Annotated in this window: 15 protein-coding genes; 7 read left to right on the forward strand and 8 right to left on the reverse strand. The window is 51.7% G+C overall.

Annotation, left to right across the window (positions count from 1 at the left end; genetic code table 11):
- Positions 1-64: 64 nt before the first annotated feature.
- From KJW29_RS22245 to KJW29_RS22255, 3 genes are read right to left on the reverse strand one after another with little or no spacing between them, the layout of a single operon-like run.
- Entirely contained in the window at positions 65-1600 is a 1536-nt protein-coding gene (locus KJW29_RS22245; RefSeq protein WP_214626244.1) for an ABC transporter substrate-binding protein, read from the reverse strand.
- 45 nt (positions 1601-1645) lie between these two features.
- Positions 1646-2575, reverse strand: coding sequence for a carbohydrate ABC transporter permease (locus KJW29_RS22250; protein ID WP_246608332.1), 930 nt, complete (start codon positions 2573-2575; stop codon positions 1646-1648).
- A 54-nt stretch (positions 2576-2629) separates the two neighbouring features.
- Positions 2630-3517: an ABC transporter permease gene (locus KJW29_RS22255; protein WP_246608880.1), complete on the reverse strand. Its 888-nt coding sequence runs from the start codon at positions 3515-3517 to the stop codon at positions 2630-2632.
- Between the two features lie 444 nt (positions 3518-3961).
- On the opposite strand from KJW29_RS22255, the gene KJW29_RS22260 reads away from it, so the two are divergent.
- Both KJW29_RS22260 and KJW29_RS22265 read left to right on the forward strand, forming a co-directional pair.
- Positions 3962-4858 carry a manganese catalase family protein gene (locus tag KJW29_RS22260; RefSeq protein ID WP_214626245.1) on the forward strand — a complete coding sequence of 299 codons (897 nt, stop codon included), beginning with the start codon at positions 3962-3964 and terminating at the stop codon, positions 4856-4858.
- A gap of 99 nt (positions 4859-4957) precedes the next feature.
- On the forward strand, positions 4958-5587 hold the full coding sequence (locus tag KJW29_RS22265; protein WP_214626246.1) for a TraX family protein: 630 nt from the start codon (positions 4958-4960) through the stop codon (positions 5585-5587).
- 17 nt (positions 5588-5604) lie between these two features.
- Here the strand turns inward: KJW29_RS22265 and KJW29_RS22270 are convergent, their stop codons facing one another.
- A complete protein-coding gene (locus tag KJW29_RS22270) occupies positions 5605-6465 on the reverse strand; it encodes a serine/threonine protein kinase (RefSeq protein ID WP_246608333.1) in 861 nt (286 codons plus the stop codon).
- Between the two features lie 179 nt (positions 6466-6644).
- On the opposite strand from KJW29_RS22270, the gene KJW29_RS22275 reads away from it, so the two are divergent.
- Positions 6645-7019 (forward strand): hypothetical protein, encoded by a 375-nt coding sequence (locus KJW29_RS22275; protein WP_214626248.1) that lies wholly within the window; start codon positions 6645-6647, stop codon positions 7017-7019.
- 161 nt (positions 7020-7180) lie between these two features.
- On the forward strand, positions 7181-7399 hold the full coding sequence (locus KJW29_RS22280; protein WP_087571926.1) for a hypothetical protein: 219 nt from the start codon (positions 7181-7183) through the stop codon (positions 7397-7399).
- 127 nt (positions 7400-7526) lie between these two features.
- Here KJW29_RS22280 and KJW29_RS22285 read toward each other — a convergent pair whose 3' ends face one another.
- The 3 genes from KJW29_RS22285 to KJW29_RS22295 all read right to left on the reverse strand — a co-directional run bounded on the left by KJW29_RS22285 (position 7527) and on the right by KJW29_RS22295 (position 13850).
- On the reverse strand, positions 7527-8915 hold the full coding sequence (locus KJW29_RS22285; protein ID WP_214626249.1) for a putative bifunctional diguanylate cyclase/phosphodiesterase: 1389 nt from the start codon (positions 8913-8915) through the stop codon (positions 7527-7529).
- A 227-nt stretch (positions 8916-9142) separates the two neighbouring features.
- Complete coding sequence (locus KJW29_RS22290; RefSeq protein WP_214626250.1) at positions 9143-9859, reverse strand: response regulator transcription factor; 717 nt, start codon at positions 9857-9859, stop codon at positions 9143-9145.
- A gap of 124 nt (positions 9860-9983) precedes the next feature.
- Positions 9984-13850: a response regulator gene (locus tag KJW29_RS22295; RefSeq protein ID WP_246608881.1), complete on the reverse strand. Its 3867-nt coding sequence runs from the start codon at positions 13848-13850 to the stop codon at positions 9984-9986.
- A 267-nt stretch (positions 13851-14117) separates the two neighbouring features.
- On the opposite strand from KJW29_RS22295, the gene KJW29_RS22300 reads away from it, so the two are divergent.
- Genes KJW29_RS22300 through KJW29_RS22310 form a run of 3 tightly spaced genes read left to right on the forward strand, consistent with a single transcriptional unit; the run spans position 14118 to position 17228 of the window.
- Entirely contained in the window at positions 14118-15332 is a 1215-nt protein-coding gene (locus tag KJW29_RS22300) for a peptidylprolyl isomerase (RefSeq protein ID WP_214626252.1), read from the forward strand.
- 58 nt (positions 15333-15390) lie between these two features.
- Complete coding sequence (locus KJW29_RS22305; RefSeq protein WP_214626253.1) at positions 15391-16323, forward strand: hypothetical protein; 933 nt, start codon at positions 15391-15393, stop codon at positions 16321-16323.
- Between the two features lie 23 nt (positions 16324-16346).
- The gene (locus KJW29_RS22310) at positions 16347-17228 is read left to right on the forward strand and encodes an aldose epimerase family protein (protein WP_214626254.1); all 882 of its coding nucleotides are present in this window, start codon (positions 16347-16349) and stop codon (positions 17226-17228) included.
- A 278-nt stretch (positions 17229-17506) separates the two neighbouring features.
- Here KJW29_RS22310 and deoC read toward each other — a convergent pair whose 3' ends face one another.
- Positions 17507-18196, reverse strand: coding sequence for a deoxyribose-phosphate aldolase (deoC, locus tag KJW29_RS22315; RefSeq protein ID WP_214626255.1), 690 nt, complete (start codon positions 18194-18196; stop codon positions 17507-17509).
- Between the last annotated feature and the right edge of the window lie 156 nt (positions 18197-18352).

Below are 18352 nucleotides of genomic sequence, written 5' to 3' on the forward strand. Positions count from 1 at the left end.
TGGGCGAGTGTTCTCATCCGCACTGGACTATTCCATATCCCTTCATTTCTTTACCGGGGGATCATTACTTGCTTGTTGCCGCCCATTCGTCCAATTGCCGCTGCTTCTCGGCAATAATTTTATCGGCTCCCGCAGCTTTCAGTGCATCGTTGAACTTGGAAAGCTCTTGTGCTGGATCTACCAATCCCGCGTTAAGAACATCCTCATATTGCTTCAATACATTAGCAACGGCCGCAACCTCATTTTTGACTGGCTCTGCATCAAAGGCGAAGCCCAGCGCAATCGACTTCTGTGCCTCTGCATTGAAATTTTTGAAGTTTTCCCACTTACTTGGATCTTCATTAGGGAACAAATACGTATTCATTTGATTGCCCCACATCCAAGGCTCGTTGCGATAACCTACATTTTCCGCGGATACACCCTCCGAATAATCAATGACAGTGTCCGATTTCTTCACGTAGTGAACGCCTTCAACGCCGAAATCAAACAAGTTTAGCAGGTAATTGTCGCCATACAGCATGTCCAGGAACATCATAGCGCGCTCGGGATCTCCGGAGGTTCTGGATATCGACCCCATAATACCGGTGATATTCCCGGTTGTCGTATAGGGTTCTTTGATTTGAACCTGAATCACTTCATTCCCCCAAGCCTGTGACATCTCAGCCTCTTTACCCGGCTTTAACTCCATGACCATGGCAAATGCCTTTCCAACTTGCATTTGTCCAAAGTCGGTTACTGTGACCGCATCCTTATTAATGTAGCCTGCTTTATACCACTTGTGGGCTAAAGATGAAACCTCTTCATAATACGGCATTTCATATTGATTGATTACTTTCAATTCTTCGCTATTGCGATCCAAAACGCCTACGCCCCCGCCCAATTGATCAATTTCGCCAATTGTTGCGAAATTGCCAAGGGAACGTTGCATACCAACGAAGAAAGGCACCACATCGGGCTCATTTTGTTTAATCTGCTCCAGATAGGGCTCCAGATCCACGGCCTCGGTGATCGTTGCTACATCGATATCATATTTGTCCACCAGCGATTTATTTAATAGAAAACCGTAGGAACCGGCAAATTCCTTGTTGACCGGGATACCATACATTTCCCCATTCACTTGCGTGCCTTTCAGGAATCCTGCATCGACTGCCGTTTTAATGCTAGCGCCATGTTTTTCAACGAGCTCATCCAGCGGATAATAGGCGCCTTTGGCAACATTCACAGAATACCCCAAAGTATTCGATGAAACGACTACATCGAATTTTTCGCCCGAAGAAATCATCAGATTGGTTTTGTCCATCCAGGAGCCCCAATCAATCGGCTCCAGTTTAACCGTAGCGTTTATTTTTTCGGTCAAATATTTGTTCATTTCATCCTGAACCAACGCCAGGTCCTTAGGTACGGCCCCTGCAGGATATACGACGCGAATTTCATACGGATCCAGATCCGCAGCCGAGCTGCCCTCCGACGAATTCGTTCCTGGTGACGCTGTCTGCGTAGCTTTCGGCGGATTCGTTCCAGCCTCCCCATTGCTGCAAGCCCCCAGTATCGTGCTTGCCGTTAGTAGAACAGTACTCAAAACCCCCATGCTTTTCTTCATTTTTTCCCCTCCGTTTTTTCATATGCTAACCGGCATTTGCCGGGTTTAGCCTTTAACAGCGCCAATCGTCAGCCCTTGAATGAGGTAACGTTGGAAGAAAGGATACGCCAGTACGATAGGACCTGCGCCAATTAATGCCATTGCCATTCGAACCGTTTCCTTCGGCATATCAGACAACAGCTCCAGCATATTGCTGTTCTGCGTATTCATCGTCAAAAACTGAATATTCAACAGGATCTTGGTCATCAAATACTGAAGACTGAATAGATCCGGATTGTTGACGAAGATCAACGAATTGAACCAATCGTTCCAATAACCTAGCGTTGAGAATAGCCCAATTGTCGCCATAACAGGCAACGAGAGCGGAAACACGATTTGAAAGAAGATCCGCCACTCGCCCGCTCCGTCTATCTCTGCCGATTCCAGTATCGACACAGGAATCGTGTTCGCAAAAAAAGTTCGCATAATCATGACATGAAACCCGCTCAGCAACAAATTAGGAACGATTAGGGCAAAAACCGAATCCCCAATGCCAACGAACTTGGCATAAAATATATACCAAGGCACCAAACCCCCGTTAAACAGCATCGTAAAAAATACATAAAAAGCAACTACATTTCTCGCTTTGAAATCTCGTCTTGCCAGCGGATATGCTAGCAGCGAGGTCAACACCAGCGCCAGCGCCGATCCAATAATGGTTACCATAATTGTAACGCCGTACGAGGTCAACAGAGCGCCAGGCTCGCGTAATATAAAGGCGTACGCATCCAAACTGAATTTATCCGGAAAGTAAGAATACCCATTCAACAAGACTGAACGTTCATCTGTAAATGAAACAATCAAAACAAGAAGGATTGGCGCTAAAAATAAGAAAGACAGTAGAGTAAACGCAATATTGACTATGATTTGATACATCTTCTCACTGGCTTTTTTTGACTTGCCAGGCGACAAGGACATTAATGTATTTTTCCTCAAGGCGCACCTCCTGTTTGATGCAAATCATCAAGAAAATTAATCTTGATAAACTTTTTAAAATAATGCGTTGTCTTTATCGATTTTACGAACAGTGAAATTGGCCACCAGAACAAGAAAAAATCCCAAGACCGACTGGAACAAGCCTGCTGCGGCAGACATGCCTACATCCCCTGTTTGAATGAGCGCACGGTAAACATATGTATCAATGACATTCGTTGTCGGTAACAGCCTCCCCGTATTCATTGGAACCTGATAGAAAAGCCCGAAATCGGCGTAAAATATTCTTCCAATTGCCAACAGCGTCATAATCACGATAACCGGCTTGATTAACGGGATCGTAATCTTCGTTATTTGCGACCATTTATTGGCCCCGTCTATATATGCCGCTTCATAGTATTCATTATTAATGCCTACGATTGCAGCAAGATAAATGACACTCAAATACCCTACCGTCTTCCAGTTTTGAACAATCAACAGGATATATGGCCAATATTCGGAATTCATATACCACTCGATTGGCTGGATACCAAAGAGACTTAAAATATTTGTATTAATAAAACCGTGCTCCACACTCAAAAACGCATAGACAAGATAACCCACAATACCGAACGACAGCAAATAAGGAAGCAGCAATATACTTTGATAGCTCTTTTTCAATAGCTTGTTCTTCAGTTCATTTAACATAACAGCAATAAACAAAGCAAAAATCAGATTCAGGAAAATAAATGCAGAATTATATAACAAAGTATTCCTCAAAATAATGTAGGCATCGGGACTTGCAAATAAAAATGTGAAATTATCAAATCCGGCCCAATCGTTTAACCATAGCGGCTTGGAATAATGTATTTTCTTGAATGCAATAAAAACGCCTAGCATCGGGATGTAATTATTAATCAATAAATACATCATACCCGGCAGCACCATTAGCCAAAGTGGCAGCATTCGTCTGTTTTTCAGTATGTTCGGCACTTCCTTCCACTCCCTCGTTACAACTTCGATACATGATCTTTAGTCATTTTACCTCCCTGTCCGAATGTATCCTACGACTTTGAGAACCTGTTTGTATGCTTTAAGCACCTGTTTAACCGTTTCTCATAGAGTAGGAGCGAATTGAGAAAACCTCTATCGAGGCCTCTCAACGATGAGCGATCGCGTTTAAATGTAGGTTTTATCGCCAATAAGAAAGCCGTTTTCGAAGACCGAAAACTTATACTTTCTTATGTGGTCAAAAAAGCTGACGCCGGTAAGACACCGGCGCCAGCTATCATTTGGAATTATCGACTTCTGCATGCGACTCCAAATTACGGCATATTCATTAATAATTGATGGATAACCGCGAGCGAGTACTCCCCTGACCCAATTTCGATGAGAGAGGTGAAGACGTATATGTTCTACCGTCAGAACAAGCTTCAAATCGAGCTCCCGCCATCCCCTTACGCGGACGCCAATGCGGCGGCTGCCGTACAAGAGCTGCTAGGCGGCAAGTTCGGAGAGATGTCCACGCTAAACAATTACATGTACCAGTCCTTCAACTTCCGGAACAAAAAAAAGCTGAAACCATTCTACGATCTGGTCTCCAGCATTACGGCGGAAGAGCTCGGCCACGTGGAGCTCGTCTCTGCCGCCATTAACATGGTGCTTACCGGAACGACGTCACCCGGCGATCCCGATTCCGCACCGCTTCGGCCCGGCGTAGACAAACGCAATAGCTACTTCTTTATCAGCACCGCCCAGACCTCGCTGGCCGGCGATTCCATGGGCAACGCATGGCGCGGCGACTACGTGTTCAACAGCGGCAACCTCGTGCTGGACCTGCTGCACAACTTCTTCCTGGAATGCGGCGCCCGCACCCACAAGATGCGCGTCTACGAGATGACCGACCACCCAACCGCCCGTGGGATGATCGGCTATCTGCTCGTTCGCGGGGGCGTTCATATTCTCGCCTACGCCAAGGCGCTGGAGATTGCGACGGGCGTCGACATGAAGAGGATGATCCCGATCCCTAATCTCAGCAACGAACACTTCGAGACGGCACGCAAATACGAGGCCATGGGCCTAGGCAACAAGCTGTATACGTTCAGTCCTCAGGATTACAAGGACGTCGTGCTTATCTGGAATGGGCAGAATCCGCAAACAGGCGCCAAGCTGGAAGTCATCCAGGGCGCTCCGGAGGGCGCTCCCATGTTCGACCTGGAGGCTGTCCCGGAGGAGTTCGCGCCCGGCATCTCGGAGGAAGACTTCCTCGAGATCGCAGCCAGACTAAAAAAGAACGCCGGTCTATAGCCGCCGTTCCCGCTTCGCCTCGCCCGTTTCTCCCTTCGCCTAAGGCTATGGTATACTTAACCTGCTTAATCAACTTGCTCAGCGAAGGTGAGAATCTACATGCAATGGCTTGCTATGCTTACCATGTTAATCGACCACATCGGCGCCGTATGGTTCCCGGATGAGGCTGCCCTGCGCATCATCGGGAGACTTGCATTCCCGCTATATGCTTACGCCATCGTCATCGGTTATCACCGCACGCGCAACTTGAATCGTTATCTGATTCGTTTGGCGATTTTGGCCGGCTTGTCGCAGCTGCCGTTTATGTTGGCGTTCCAGACCTGGGAGATGAATGCGATCGCGACGCTGCTCGTCTGCTTGCTTATGCTGACGCTTTTGGACCGCTATCAGAACAGCCGGGCGCTTCAAGTGCTGCTCATCGCGGCCGCCATCGTCACGCTGGAGATCATCCCGTTCGACTACGGCGCCTATGGACTTCTGCTCGTCTTCATCTATCGCTATGCCAAGCCAGGCCATGTCGTCTGGCTCCATCTCGGCCTTAATATAGCGGCCGTATTCTCCAAGGGCTGGGGATTACAGCTCTTCAGCTTGTTCGCCAGCGTGCTCCTTATCTATCTGCCCGAGCTTCTTCGAAGCATTGATCGCCTGCAAGTGCCGCGCGTCGTATGGAGAAGCTTCTATCCGCTCCATCTGGCTCTTATCGCGGCAGCATACTACATCCTGGCTTAACCATCTGCCTATCATGGTCAGGCTTCTCGCTCCAACGTAGCAATAAGCTCATCGAGTTCCCGCTCGCAAGCTTCCGTCGATGGCCAGGCCGACTCGTCATTGAGCAGCTTGCGCAAGAAGTCACGGACGAGAGCCGGCAATGCCAGCTCCTCCTCCCAGCTTCGCTCGACCTGCCCCTCGGCTGCCTCGTAGCCTGCATACATGACGAAGAGAAACAAGTGGCCGAGCCCGAACCAATCGCTGGAGGGGTGCGGGTGTCTCATGCGCCGCTTGATCGCCGCCGCGCTTCCGGCAAGGTCGCTCCCCTCGCCCAGCGCGTCGCGAAGCTCCTGCGGCAGTTCCTCCCCCACAGCGCATGACAGCCCAAGATCGATCAGATGCGGCAATCCTCCCGCGAGAATGACATTGGGAATACGGACGTCGCGGTGGACGTATCCTGCGTCATGAAGCTGTTTCAACGGCTGGATTAGTTGTTTAAGTAATTGAAGACCATTAGTAGCCGAGAAGGTTAGATTCCTCTCATAGATGGCATACTCTAAATTATAACCTTCAATATATTCCATAATGAGCGCTTCCTGCTTGCCCCTTTTTGAGTAGTCGAGTGCCCGTGGTATCTGTGGATGAGATACCGCTTGCATAATCCGATACTCACGTCGCAAAAGCAAGAGACCCGTGTTTCCTTTGCTGGGCTTGTTGCATTTCATCAGCACGCTTTTCCCGCTAACCTTGTCATGGCATAAGTACGCTTGACCGTAGCTGCCCATCCCGAGGAATCGTTCTACGGCATAACGTCCCTGCCACGTCTTGCCAGGCTGCAGCGGATAATCGCGAAATTCCGTTATGATTTGAGCCCATCTGGCCCGGAGGTTTGTTAACAATGAAATCAACTCCCGTCTTAAGATTACCGATATCGCCATCCATTGTCGAGAATGACCCGCAAAGTTTGGGCCAACAACAAGAAACCTCTCCCTCCCGAATGTCGTATACTTACTAAAGTGCATGTTTACAACCTTTGAAAGCTATGCCATCAACCGATTCCTATGAAGGAGGAAGTTCTATGTTAAAGCGTATAATACATTCGTTGACGGGACGTCACGGATATGGCTACCATCGTTATAGCAGCAGCGACTTCAAAAAAGGTTATTACCCGCCGCCGCATTATCCGCCTTACCCGAACGGTCATCATCACGGACCGCCGCATCATCCGCATCAGCATCATGGCCACCCGCCATATCCGAATCAGTCTTACCAAGGTCAACCGCCTTATCCGGGCGGGCACCATCCCGGACCGCCTCCGCACCCGAACGCGCACGGCCCATATCCGGGGCAACCTCCTTATCCGAACCAGCCGATGCATTATCCGCCGCCAAGATACAATCATCATTACGGCCACGGGTACTATAAGAAGAAGTGGAAGTACAGCAGTTCTTAGAACCCGGGATGTCGAATGATGGAAGCATGGTCCATAACCTCGGCATGAATTTATGTTAGGAAATTGTGAGCAAAATAAACAAACTCCTTACGACAGTTTCATAAGAGGCTAATCTGTTCTCGGTATAATGGGAAAAACGCAAATCGGAGGTGCATGGCATTATGATGCGAGTTCTAACCTTCAAGAATCGTTCCGTCCCTGTCTACTACCCTAACGAACAATCAGCATCTGTAGAGCTGCTTCAGCATAAATTGTACGAGATGGAATTGAACTTCGACTTCAGAAAAAAGTGGAAACGAATCAAATCCGTCGAGATGGTCCGAGACGTCGCGATCTTTCAGTACAACGATGGAACCAAGCTGTACCTGGAGGTCAGCTAAGCGATGGGTAGCATGACAGAGGGCTGTTCTTCAAGGAGATCGATGATGATCGCCTGGAAGAACAGCCCTTTTTGAGTTTATCGCCCTATCCAGCCAAGATGATTGGCTGGATATATGGCGTTGCCACTTATTGCGGACAATAGATGCGGCATTCCGCGGCATTAGTTTCGCCATCGTGGCGGCTGCTCCCGCTCTCTGCCCGCTCTTCGGTGCTGGCTGCTCTACGGAACATGGAGGTATCCATCATAGTCGGCTCCATTGGGGTGCCTAGCAGATAACCCTGCACATAATTGCAGCCCCATTCCTTAAGCAGACGGTATTGCCCTTCATATTCGACACCTTCGGCAATGACCTCTACGCCCAGCTTCTGCACAAGTCCGATAATGGATTCGACGATATGACGCTCCGCTCCTTGAAGATCGATCTTCTGTATGAAGCTCTTGTCGATCTTTAAGCAATGAATGGGCAGCTGCTTCAGATTACTGAAGGAAGAATAACCCGTCCCGAAATCGTCCAAGGCTATACGTACGCCTGTTGCTCTCAATCGGCTAAGCGCGGCCACGGCAGTCTCTGAGGAATGAAATAAATAATGTTCCGTTATTTCGAGCTCGAACGAAGATGGCTCCAGACGATTCTCTTCAAGCACGTTCAGCAGTGTATTCATGAAGGAAGGATCATGCAGTTGCAGGGGCGATATATTGATCGACATCCGCAAATCATGCAAGCCGTACTTGCGAATGCGGGCCAGCATCTTGCAGCTCTCCCTGATCACCCACTCCCCGATTGGGATGATAAGTCCGCCATGTTCGGCGATTGGTATAAATTCTTTGGGCGAAATGACGCCTAGCTCCGGATGATTCCAACGGATAAGGGCCTCCAGCCCCCTCAGCCGACCGTCCCCCAGCCTGTAGATCGGCTGGTAGCTGAGATGGAATTGCCTCTGATACAACGCGGGGCGCAAACCACTCTCGATCGCGATGCGTCTGTTCATCCGGTCCGTATCCTCGGACTTATAAAATGTAATGCGATTGCCCCCGTTCTCCTTCGATTGCTGCATCGCTGATTCCGCTCGGCAGATGAGCGCTTCGCCAGTCAACCCATCTTGTGGGAAGTAACAAGCTCCGATGCTTGCGGTTAAGTAAAGCTCCGAATCTCCATCCGGTACAGGACGTTCTGCCGCATGTTTCATTGCTTCCGCCGCTTGCCAACAAACATCGAATTCCGAGTCTTCCTTCGAGATATAGAGAAGCAATAGAAACGAATGACTTCCCCAATTGCTTAAGACAGGCGGCTCCGAGCCTGCGAGCTGCTTCGACAGCTCGATTAGCCGATTCATCATGACGTCAAGTACTTCATGCCCGAAATCCGTACCTTTCGTATCGATTACGCGATAGAATCGGTCCAGCTCCACGATCATGGCCAATATTCGCTTTCCCTCGGCTCTGGCCTCATGTACGCTTAACTCAACCTTCGCATACGATTCCTTCCTGCTCAGCAATCGAGCGGAGCTTTCCATTTTCCAGCCTCCCTTATTTCTTCAAGCTTATTCGAACATTTCTCTGATGAATTCATCATCGCATAGAATTATTAGAAATTTACGGAAGTACCCTTTAGAAGATTGTTAGAATCATTAAGACTCGTTAGCATTTTCTATAATTGCAAAAAGCCGCCCCGCGAGTCATAAATGACCTCACTGAACGGCTTTCCGGCGTGTGTTATAAACTAGCGTGCATGTGCCTTTGGTTACGTTGAGACAAGCGCGGTGTACTTGTAACCGAATCCCCACACCGTACGGATCAGGCGCGGCTCCTTGGGGTTCAGCTCAATCTTCTTTCGCAGATTGACGATATGTACGTCGATGGCCCTATCGGTAACAAAAGAATCGAATCCGCGAATGGCGTTGATGAGCTCCTCCCGGCTGAATACCTTTCCCGGGTGTGCCAAGAAAAGCTTCATCAGCTCATACTCCGAGAACGTCGTCTCAACCAGCTGTCCGCGTACAAGCAACAGTCTTCGCTCGACATCGAGCTGAATCATCTCCGGCGAGGCCATACTAGGCGACTCAGCAGCCACCGCCACGGCAGATTCTCCGTAGATGACGTTCGAGCGGCGAATTAAAGCCTCCGCGCGCGCGGTCAATTCGTGCATGCTAAACGGCTTGCAGAGATAATCGTCCGCTCCCGACTTCAGCGCCTGCACTCGTTCCGAAACTTCGCTTTTCATAGACAGAATCATGATAGGCACGTTCGATGTCTTGCGTACTTCCAGGCAAACCTCTATTCCATCCACGTCGGGCAAAATCAGATCAAGCAGGATAAGGTCGGGCATCACGCTGCCAGCCAGCTGAAGCCCCTCGTCTCCCCGGAATGCTTGGCTGACTTGATAGCCTTCTTCCGTCAGATACATCGACAGCATGTTACTCATCATAACGTCATCTTCAATAACCAATACTTTATACATCGGCGTCACCCTTTAAACATATTGAAGATTTCTGTCGAGCTTATGTAGTATGTGTTACAACCTATTATAGTATCTCTACTATACATTACAGCGGGCTGACGAACAACAAAATGTTAGAAAAATGTTAGACGATTCTGTCGAATTGTTGGTCTGCATCCCGTAATCCTCTCAGAAGAAAACCCATCTTCGCTTCCAATTGATCCAGTGCGATGCCCAGCACTCCTGTATCAGTCCCTCCCGACTTCAGCAAATCGCTGACTTCGTTGACGGCATTGACGAGTTCCTCCGCCGACAAATATCCTGCGGCTCCCTTGAGCGTATGCAGCATTCTAAGCGCCTTGTCCATCTCCGACTGCCCCAGCGCCAGGCGCAGCTGATCCATGAACCGATCGTAATCAATCTTGAATTGCAAAATCATATGCCGTAAAATCGGCAGCTTCCCATTTACTCGTTCCAAAGCGCTCTCCACATTCATACCCTCGATTGGACTAAGCGTAACAGGCGGAGCGGCAGCGCTTGCAGTCTGTCTCTCCGACCAATGGGACAAGGCTTCTTCCCGCTTGCTCAGTTCGCCGCTTTTCTCGGCCAATGCCTTGCGCTCCAGCCAATAGGCCAACACTTCATGCATGCGCTCCACGGAGAGCGGCTTCGTAATGACCTCGTTCATGCCAAGCTTCAAGTAACGCTCATGATCCTTCTTCACGACATTGGCCGTTACGGCGATAACCGGGATCGAGTCGTATTCCCGCTTGCTCCGCATAATGCGAACGGCTTCCGTCCCGTCCATAATCGGCATATGGATATCCATCAGCACAAGATCCCAACGGCCCTTTTCCAGCATGCGGATCGCTTCTTCGCCATTTTCCGCCAGTTGCGCCTCATAGCCGGCATCCTTTAACATCTCCATCGCGACCATCTGATTGATCTTATTATCTTCGGCTAACAATATGTTGACTCGGCGCCGCTGTTCCTTGACAGCCTGCACGGCGTCAACCGTATCGGGAGCGGCGAGCTTCTGGCTCTTCTGTTCTGTCGCGTCCTTAAACGCGCGGAGCAGCGACGTGCGCGTGACCGGCTTGGCGATAATGGCAGCGGGGCGATTCTCGAGGGGAAGCTGCAGCAGCTCGTCTCTGCCAAAGGTAGTCGTGAGCGCTATTACGGGCACGCTCATCTCCGCCGCGACGCCATGCAAGTCAAGCCACGTCTCCGTGCCGTACATATCCGGCATCTCCATATCGGTTAACAGCAGATGAGGTCTTGCCCCCTCGCCGACGATCCGCAGCCGTTCGTACATCGTTTGCCAGCTTCCGAAGGCAATGGTCGTCAGACCCATGCTCTCCAGCAACTGCGTCCAATGTTCGCGCATTCGCCTGCTGTCCTCCAAAATCCATACCGTCTGCTCGTTGCTAAAAGGAGGCTGTTTGTCCACGCTGTCGATGCGTACGGGATCGACTCCGAATGGCAGCGTAAAGTAAAAGCGGCTTCCTGCTCCTTCGACGCTGGATACGTCCAGCGTGCCTCCCATAAGCTTTACGAGATTCTGCGAGATGACGAGGCCGAGACCCGTGCCGCCGAACTTGCGAGTCGTGGAGCTGTCGGCTTGCGTAAACGGCATAAACAGCCGTTCCACCTGATCCTTGCTCATGCCGATTCCCGTATCCGAGATCATAAAGCGAATCCAGATTTGTCCCTCGATCTCCTCTTCCTCTTCGAGCTCCAGCCTGACGATCCCCTTGCCCGTGAATTTAATCGCGTTCATGCACAGGTTTAGCAGCACTTGTTCCAGCCGCAATGAGTCCCCGATCAACGTCTGGGGAATCCGCTCCGGCGTCTGGATCATGAATTCGAACTGCTCCTTGCCGCCCAGGAATACGCTAAGCTGATTTGCAAGTCGGCTCAGCAGTTCCTCCGGCTTGAACGGGAAACGCTCGACCTCGACCTTGCCCGCTTCGATTTTGGAGAAGTCCAGCACATCGTTAATAATACGAAGCAGGGATTCCGACGACAAATGCATTTTGTCGATATAGTCCTTCTGAATAAGGGACAGATCCGTCTTGCGCATCAGGCTGGTCAAGCCAATGATGCCGTTAAGCGGCGTGCGGATCTCATGGCTCATTAAAGCGAGGAAACTGCTCTTCGCTTTGTTCGCTTCCTCCGCTTCCAGCGTGGTCCGGACAAGCTCCTCCTGAACCAGCTTCTGCTCGGATATATCTCTGGCGATGCAGGAGAAGAAGGTTTCGCCGGTATAATCATCCTCTTGCACGACGATCATCATGGATACGAACAAAAGCTCTCCGTTTACCTTTTTCATCTGCAGACTGCCGTTCCAATATCCATGCTCCAGCGCATGTTTGCTGCCTTCCATCATCTGTTCGTGCATGGAAGGGTCGACATAGGAACGAACTCGCGTCGAGTAAGCATCTTCTTCCTTAAGCCCCAACATCGCCTTCCCTGCCCGGTTGACGTAGACGATATGGCCCTCCAGATTAATGGAGGCGATCAAGTCCTGCGCGGACTCCACGATATTAAGAAGCCGGTTGCGCGCGTTCTCCACCAGCTTCCGGTCCGAGATGTCCCGCACCATGCCGACGACGCCCGTGAACTTCCCCCGCCGGTCCCTCAGTCCGCTCGAGCTCTGCAGCATAGGAATGCGGGTGCCGTCCTTATGCACAAACGTCCACTCGCGCTCATAGGAGAACTGGATATCCCTCAGCGCACGGAAGACGTCAAGTCCGGGCTTTACCTCGTGCCCCAGCTCTGCGGTGAGGCGCGAGGCTTCCCGCTCGTTTTCTTCCATATCCATAAATACCAGAGGCGTGGCATGTCCCACAAGCTCCTCCGACTTGTAGCCTAACATTTCCTCCGCCGTCTGATTCAGGTAAGTAACCCGATAATGATCATCCAGCACGATAAAGCCGTACTGATTTTGGTTAATGATGGCGCCCCATCTGTCGAACATCTCTTGCAGATGCTCCATCATCCCGTTCACGGAGTGCGCGAGCTGCCCGATCTCGTCGAACTGGGACGTATCGAGATGCTCCGCTTCGAATTCTCCGGCGGCCGCTTGCTCCGTTACGCTCAGGATCTTCTCCAGCCGTTTGACGATTTTCTCAAAATACAGGAAGAAGAAGACTCCGATAATAATCTCGGAAATCGCGATCGTCGATATGGTTCTCCACAGTATAGGAGTAAGCAGCTTCTCCATTTTGGAGAGGGGTTCCGACATCGCAATTCGCCAAGGGGTTCCATTAACCTTGGAATAGAACACCATATAATCCTCGCCGGCATCCTTGATCTGCGCTCTCCCCTCGTTCTGTTGCAGCATATCCCTTGATTTTGCCGCCAGTACCGGATCCTCCGCAATGAACTTGGGCGGATTAACAGATACTTTGGAGGAATAAATTATTTCCCCCTTGTCGTTATAGAAGCGAACAGGCGTCGTCGCCTGGGCGAAGTCGAAAAACCGGGTAAACGAAGTAAAGGGGATCGAAGCATAGATGACGCCCTCGATATTCGTCCCGCTTCCATAGACCGGCACCACGATATACGATTGATCCACGAGCGAGAATTCCGGCTTATAGGGATCCGTGATCGTAACCGTACCCTTCATGGCGGATTCAAAAAACGGCTCGCCGCTCATATCCCGGTCCGGCCCGTCGCTGCGCACAGCCATCCCGTCCGCCGCGATGAAGCCGATGGTATGATAGGCAAAGCCGCTCCTCACGAGCTCCCGCTGGAAGTAGGTTTTGCGTTCGGAGGCCGTGCCGTAGCGGACCACGTCCGTGCGGCTCATGACCATGACCTCCGCTCGCCGAATTTCCATCCAGGCTTCGATGTTATCCGCCCGAACGCCAAGTTTGCTCCCGATCCTGTCCATCTCCGATCGAAGCATGGCCTTCTTGACCGCCGAATAATTGCCCGCTCCTGCAAGCAACAAGGGGATAAACGATATGAGTACGATAAAAATCAAACCTTTGGTTCTAAGCGACATCTTATTCACTCAAATCATCCCCCATCCGAATCGGCTCCGGAGATCTCCATTATCGTCAAGCCGTTCTTTCTGTCGTGCATAGTGATCAACCGATCCCTCCGCAACGCCTTGTCAGCTATTGTCGTTTTTATTCTAACATTAGAAGCTTCCGACATGAATAGCGGATGAACTGAAAAAAAGCGCTTTTTTTATTTAAGTTTAAGGTTTTTCAGACAAGCTTTTGGTATAGTAGTTGAAGAATTGCAATTTGAAGGGAGTTTCGAGTAAATGAGCAATCAAGACGAAACACAGCCGAACGATAAGAAAACAGAGATCGGCAAAGAAAAAGAAGAACGTTATACGTACGAGACTGGGGAAGCACCTGCCGAAACGGAAGTGCTTGCCGAAGACCGCGTCGACGACGAGCTTTACGTCGAAGACGAGGATGACAACGACGCCCGTAAGGAAACCGCGGCAGCCGCTGCCGCGGTAACGGCGGCTCCAGCCGCTATGCTGGCTTCGACGCCAACGGTACAGCCTGCCCAAAAAGGCGGCCGTATGGGCTGGATTATTTTGTCCGCCGTGCTTGTGGTCGCGCTAATCGTCGTATTGGTCAAGCCTCCGTTCGGAGGCGACAGCAACGGGGCTGTCGCGACTGTCAACGGGACGAAGATTTCGAAGGAGCAGCTGTACGATTTTCTCGTTAATGCAAACGGCAAAGCCGCGCTGGACAACCTGATCGTGGAAAACCTGGTGCAGCAAGAGATGTCGGCTAACAATATCGCGTTCTCCGAACAAGATATTGACCAAGAGATGGAAGCGGTCAAGCTCCAATTCGGCACGGAAGAGGCGTTCCAATCCGCCCTTCTTCAGTACGGCTATACCGAAGACGTTCTCCGCAGCGAGATGAAATTAAGCGCCATGATCCGCAAGTCGCTGGAATCCAAAACCGAAGTAACGGACGAAGAGGTACAAGCTTACTTCGACCAGAACAAGGCGATGCTGGGTTCCACCGAGGAGCAGGTACGCGCATCCCACATTCTCGTGGATACGAAGGAAGAAGCAGACAGCATCCTTGCCGAGCTCAAGGCAGGCGCAGACTTCGCCGAGACGGCTCAAGCCAAGTCGAAGGACGGCTCCGCCGCTAACGGCGGCGACCTGAACTTCTTCGGACGCGGCCAGATGGTTGCGCCATTTGAGGAAGCAGCATTCGCGCTTGAAGTGGACGAGATCTCCGAAGTCGTAAAAAGCGACTTTGGCTTCCACATTATTAAGAAGACGGACTACAAGCCAGCGTACGAGCCTAGCTTCGAAGAGAAGAAAGCCGCTATCCATACCCTGCTTGTAGGTCAGGAAGCTCGCACGCAATCCGAAACATGGATCTCCGAGCTTCGCAACAAAGCGAAAATTACGAATACGCTGGAAGAAGAAGCTCCAGCCGCATCCGATGCTCCTGCAGCGACGGACGCGCCGCCAGCAACGGACGCGCCAGCAAAAGAGTAGTCCATAAACCCAAAAAGGGGCGTTCCGAAGTCACATTTGACTTGCGGGACGCCTCTTTTTGCTGGCAGTTGGCGCGCAGCTCGCTTATGGTCCGGCGGGCTCTGTAGCCCGATTTTCTCGGGCTATTGGCCTCGGCAGCTCCGGCGGCGCTCCTATAGCCCGATTTTCTCGGGCTATTGCGCTCGGCGGCTCCGGCGGCGCTCCAATAGCCCGATTTTCTCGGGCTATTGCGCTCGGGAGCTCCGGTGGCGCTTCAATAGCCCGATTTTCTCGGGCTATTGCGCTCGGCAGCTCCGGCAGCGCTCCAATAGCCCGATTTTCTCGGGCTATTGCGCTCGGCAGCTCCGGCGGCGCTCCAATAGCCCGATTTTCTCGGGCTATTGCGCTCGGCAGCTCCGGCGGCGCTCCTATAGCCCGATTTTTTCGGGCTATTGCGCTCGGCAGCTCCGGTGGCGCTCCTATAGCCCGATTTTCTCGGGCTATTGCGCTCGGCAGCTCCGGTAGCGCTCCTATAGCCCGATTTTCTCGGGCTATTGCGCTCGGCAGCTCCGGCGGCGCTCCTATAGCCCGATTTTCTCGGGCTATTGCGCTCGGCAGCTCCGGCGGCGCTCCTATAGCCCGATTTTCTCGGGCTATTGCGCTCGGCAGCTCCGGCGGCGCTTCAATAGCCCGATTTTCTCGGGCTATTGCGCTCGGCAGCTCCGGCAGCGCTCCTATAGCCCGATTTTCTCGGGCTATTGCGCTCGGCAGCTCCGGCAGCGCTTCAATAGCCCGATTTTCTCGGGTTACAGCTCTCAAAGTCGGGCCGCGGGGCTCTGTAACCCCTTTTTTCGAGCTATTGCTCGCCATCTCGCTCGACCTGTTCTCCTCAAAATTCCTACAAACTGCTCTCCAAGATGCCGACACGACGAAGGCTTTGTCGCAACTTTCTCGCATGGGACAGCAAAGCTTTACTCGCGCGCCGCTTTCAGGCACAATGGGAAGACACTAACATCATGCTGGAGGTATGAGCTAATGTCGCAATTCAAGGTATCTCACTATACGGATACATATGTTATTTATGAACTAGTCGAGACAAGCACGGACTCCCGCGTTCTCGTCTGTCCGGAGCGAGGCGGCATTGTCATTGGCTGCAAGCTTCTGGGCAAAGAGCTTTTTTATCTGGACAAAAAGACCTTCGAGGATCCAGCCGCTAATATTCGCGGAGGCAATCCTGTACTCTTCCCCATCTGCGGACCCTTAGAGGATTCCCAGTACAATTGGGAAGGCGAGAGCTACCGTATGGGGCAGCACGGCGTCGCGCGGAATCGGAGTTGGGATATTGTAGGCACGTCCGAAGACAACGAAGCTTCCATCACGATCCGCCTTCGTGCAGACGAGGAGACCTTGGCGTCATACCCGTTCCGTTTCGAGCTCATATTCACCTATGCGCTGGTAAATGGAGAATTGCATACTCGCCAGACCTATCGCAACATTGGCGATAATAGTCCTATGCCGTTCTATGCCGGCTTCCACCCCTACTTCGCAATAGAAGGCGGCAAGGATATCGCCTACGACACCGACGCCACACGTTATATCGATTATAACGACAATGTCGTGAAACCCTACACGGGCTCCGTGGATCTCGAACCTATGGTGGAATCGTTCTGTTTGCTGGATGCGAAGCGCAGCTCCATCTCGTTCCCTAACGGCAGCGGTTCGCGAGTGCGTCTAACCTACGATCCCCTATTCAAATACGTCGTCATTTGGTCGCTTAAGGACCGTCCGTTCGTCTGCGTGGAGCCGTGGATGGCGCAGCCGCTCGAGATGAACCGTGGCGAGGAGCTCGTGCTGCTGCTTGCTGGCGAAGAGCTTCAAGCCAATATGACGATCAGCCGCGAGAACGTGTCCAGCTAGGAAGAAACAAACCTCTGAATTGCCTGAATAGGCAACCCGGAGGTTTGTTTGCGTGAAGAATTGATGTTCGAAGCCTGCCTGCCAGCAACAGCGGACTTTTTGAACAAACCCTATTAGGGCGTGTCTGAATACTCCGAGGGGAGTAGATTTTGCCGAATTTTCGTTCCATGCAAGGAACTTTTGTGAAGGCGTTACCTAAGGCTACGTCAAGCAAAAGTGACGAAGCAGGGGGCGGAAAGGCGGTGAAAGATGCCCCTGAGCGGGTTTTCAGACACGCCCTAGTACCCTTCGCCCTTGCCGCCGGATACGATGGCCACGCTCGCGCTGGCGCCGATACGGGTAGCGCCGGAAGCGATCATCGCAAGCGCCGTCTCCAGGTCGCGAACGCCGCCGGATGCCTTGACGCCGAGATCCGGACCGACCGTCTTGCGCATGAGCGCGATGTCTTCCTGCGTCGCTCCGCCTTTGCCGAAGCCCGTGGAGGTCTTCACGAAGTCGGCGCCGGCCTTCACGCACATCTCGCACGCGACAACCTTCTCTTCGTCCGTCAGCAGCCCCGTCTCCAGAATGACCTTGAGCGGAGCCTTGCCCTTGCACGCGGCAACAACGCCTTCGACGTCGCGCCGCACATCTTCGAAGTCACCGGATTTTAACAAGCCGATATTCAGCACCATGTCGATCTCGGTCGCTCCGTCTTCAAGTGCCTGCTTCGCCTCGAACGCCTTCGAAGCCGTGCTTGTCGCGCCGAGCGGGAATCCGACGACGGTCGTCACGCCTACGCCGCTTCCTTCCAGCAGCTTGGCCGCGAGCGGCACCCAGCCGGCGTTGACGCACACCGTTGCAAATTTGTACTCTCTTGCTTCCGCACAAATTTGCTCGACTTCGCCCTTCGTTGCGTCAGCCTTCAATATCGTATGATCGATCATCGCAGCCACTTGGGCGGATGAAAGTTTTGTTTCATGACTCATGAAATGGTCCTCCAATAGTGGAATGGTTAGTTGCACGTACCCATTATACGAAGCTTTCAGGCAAACAACAACTCGCCCCCTCGCCGTACTCCCGCCTTGATTTACTTTGCCCGGTCCGATAGGCTATTATTGGAGTGGTTCGGCGCCTTGCTGAAC

The sequence above is a fragment of the Paenibacillus agaridevorans genome, assembly GCF_018604145.1.
Classification (GTDB): Bacteria; Bacillota; Bacilli; order Paenibacillales; family Paenibacillaceae; genus Pristimantibacillus; species Pristimantibacillus agaridevorans.

Bases quoted from the DNA above. Each gene is read 5' to 3' on its own strand.
- KJW29_RS22285 (WP_214626249.1), bottom strand. From the start codon at position 8,915: ATGGAAAGCTCCGCTCGATTGCTGAGCAGGAAGGAATCGTATGCGAAG.
- KJW29_RS22255 (WP_246608880.1), bottom strand. From the start codon at position 3,517: ATGCTGCCACTTTGGCTAATGGTGCTGCCGGGTATGATGTATTTATTG.
- KJW29_RS22280 (WP_087571926.1), top strand. From the start codon at position 7,181: ATGATGCGAGTTCTAACCTTCAAGAATCGTTCCGTCCCTGTCTACTAC.
- KJW29_RS22300 (WP_214626252.1), top strand. From the start codon at position 14,118: ATGAGCAATCAAGACGAAACACAGCCGAACGATAAGAAAACAGAGATC.
- KJW29_RS22245 (WP_214626244.1), bottom strand. From the start codon at position 1,600: ATGAAGAAAAGCATGGGGGTTTTGAGTACTGTTCTACTAACGGCAAGC.
- KJW29_RS22310 (WP_214626254.1), top strand. From the start codon at position 16,347: ATGTCGCAATTCAAGGTATCTCACTATACGGATACATATGTTATTTAT.
- KJW29_RS22295 (WP_246608881.1), bottom strand. From the start codon at position 13,850: ATGTCGCTTAGAACCAAAGGTTTGATTTTTATCGTACTCATATCGTTT.
- KJW29_RS22265 (WP_214626246.1), top strand. From the start codon at position 4,958: ATGCAATGGCTTGCTATGCTTACCATGTTAATCGACCACATCGGCGCC.
- KJW29_RS22290 (WP_214626250.1), bottom strand. From the start codon at position 9,859: ATGTATAAAGTATTGGTTATTGAAGATGACGTTATGATGAGTAACATG.
- deoC (WP_214626255.1), bottom strand. From the start codon at position 18,196: ATGAGTCATGAAACAAAACTTTCATCCGCCCAAGTGGCTGCGATGATC.
- KJW29_RS22260 (WP_214626245.1), top strand. From the start codon at position 3,962: ATGTTCTACCGTCAGAACAAGCTTCAAATCGAGCTCCCGCCATCCCCT.
- KJW29_RS22275 (WP_214626248.1), top strand. From the start codon at position 6,645: ATGTTAAAGCGTATAATACATTCGTTGACGGGACGTCACGGATATGGC.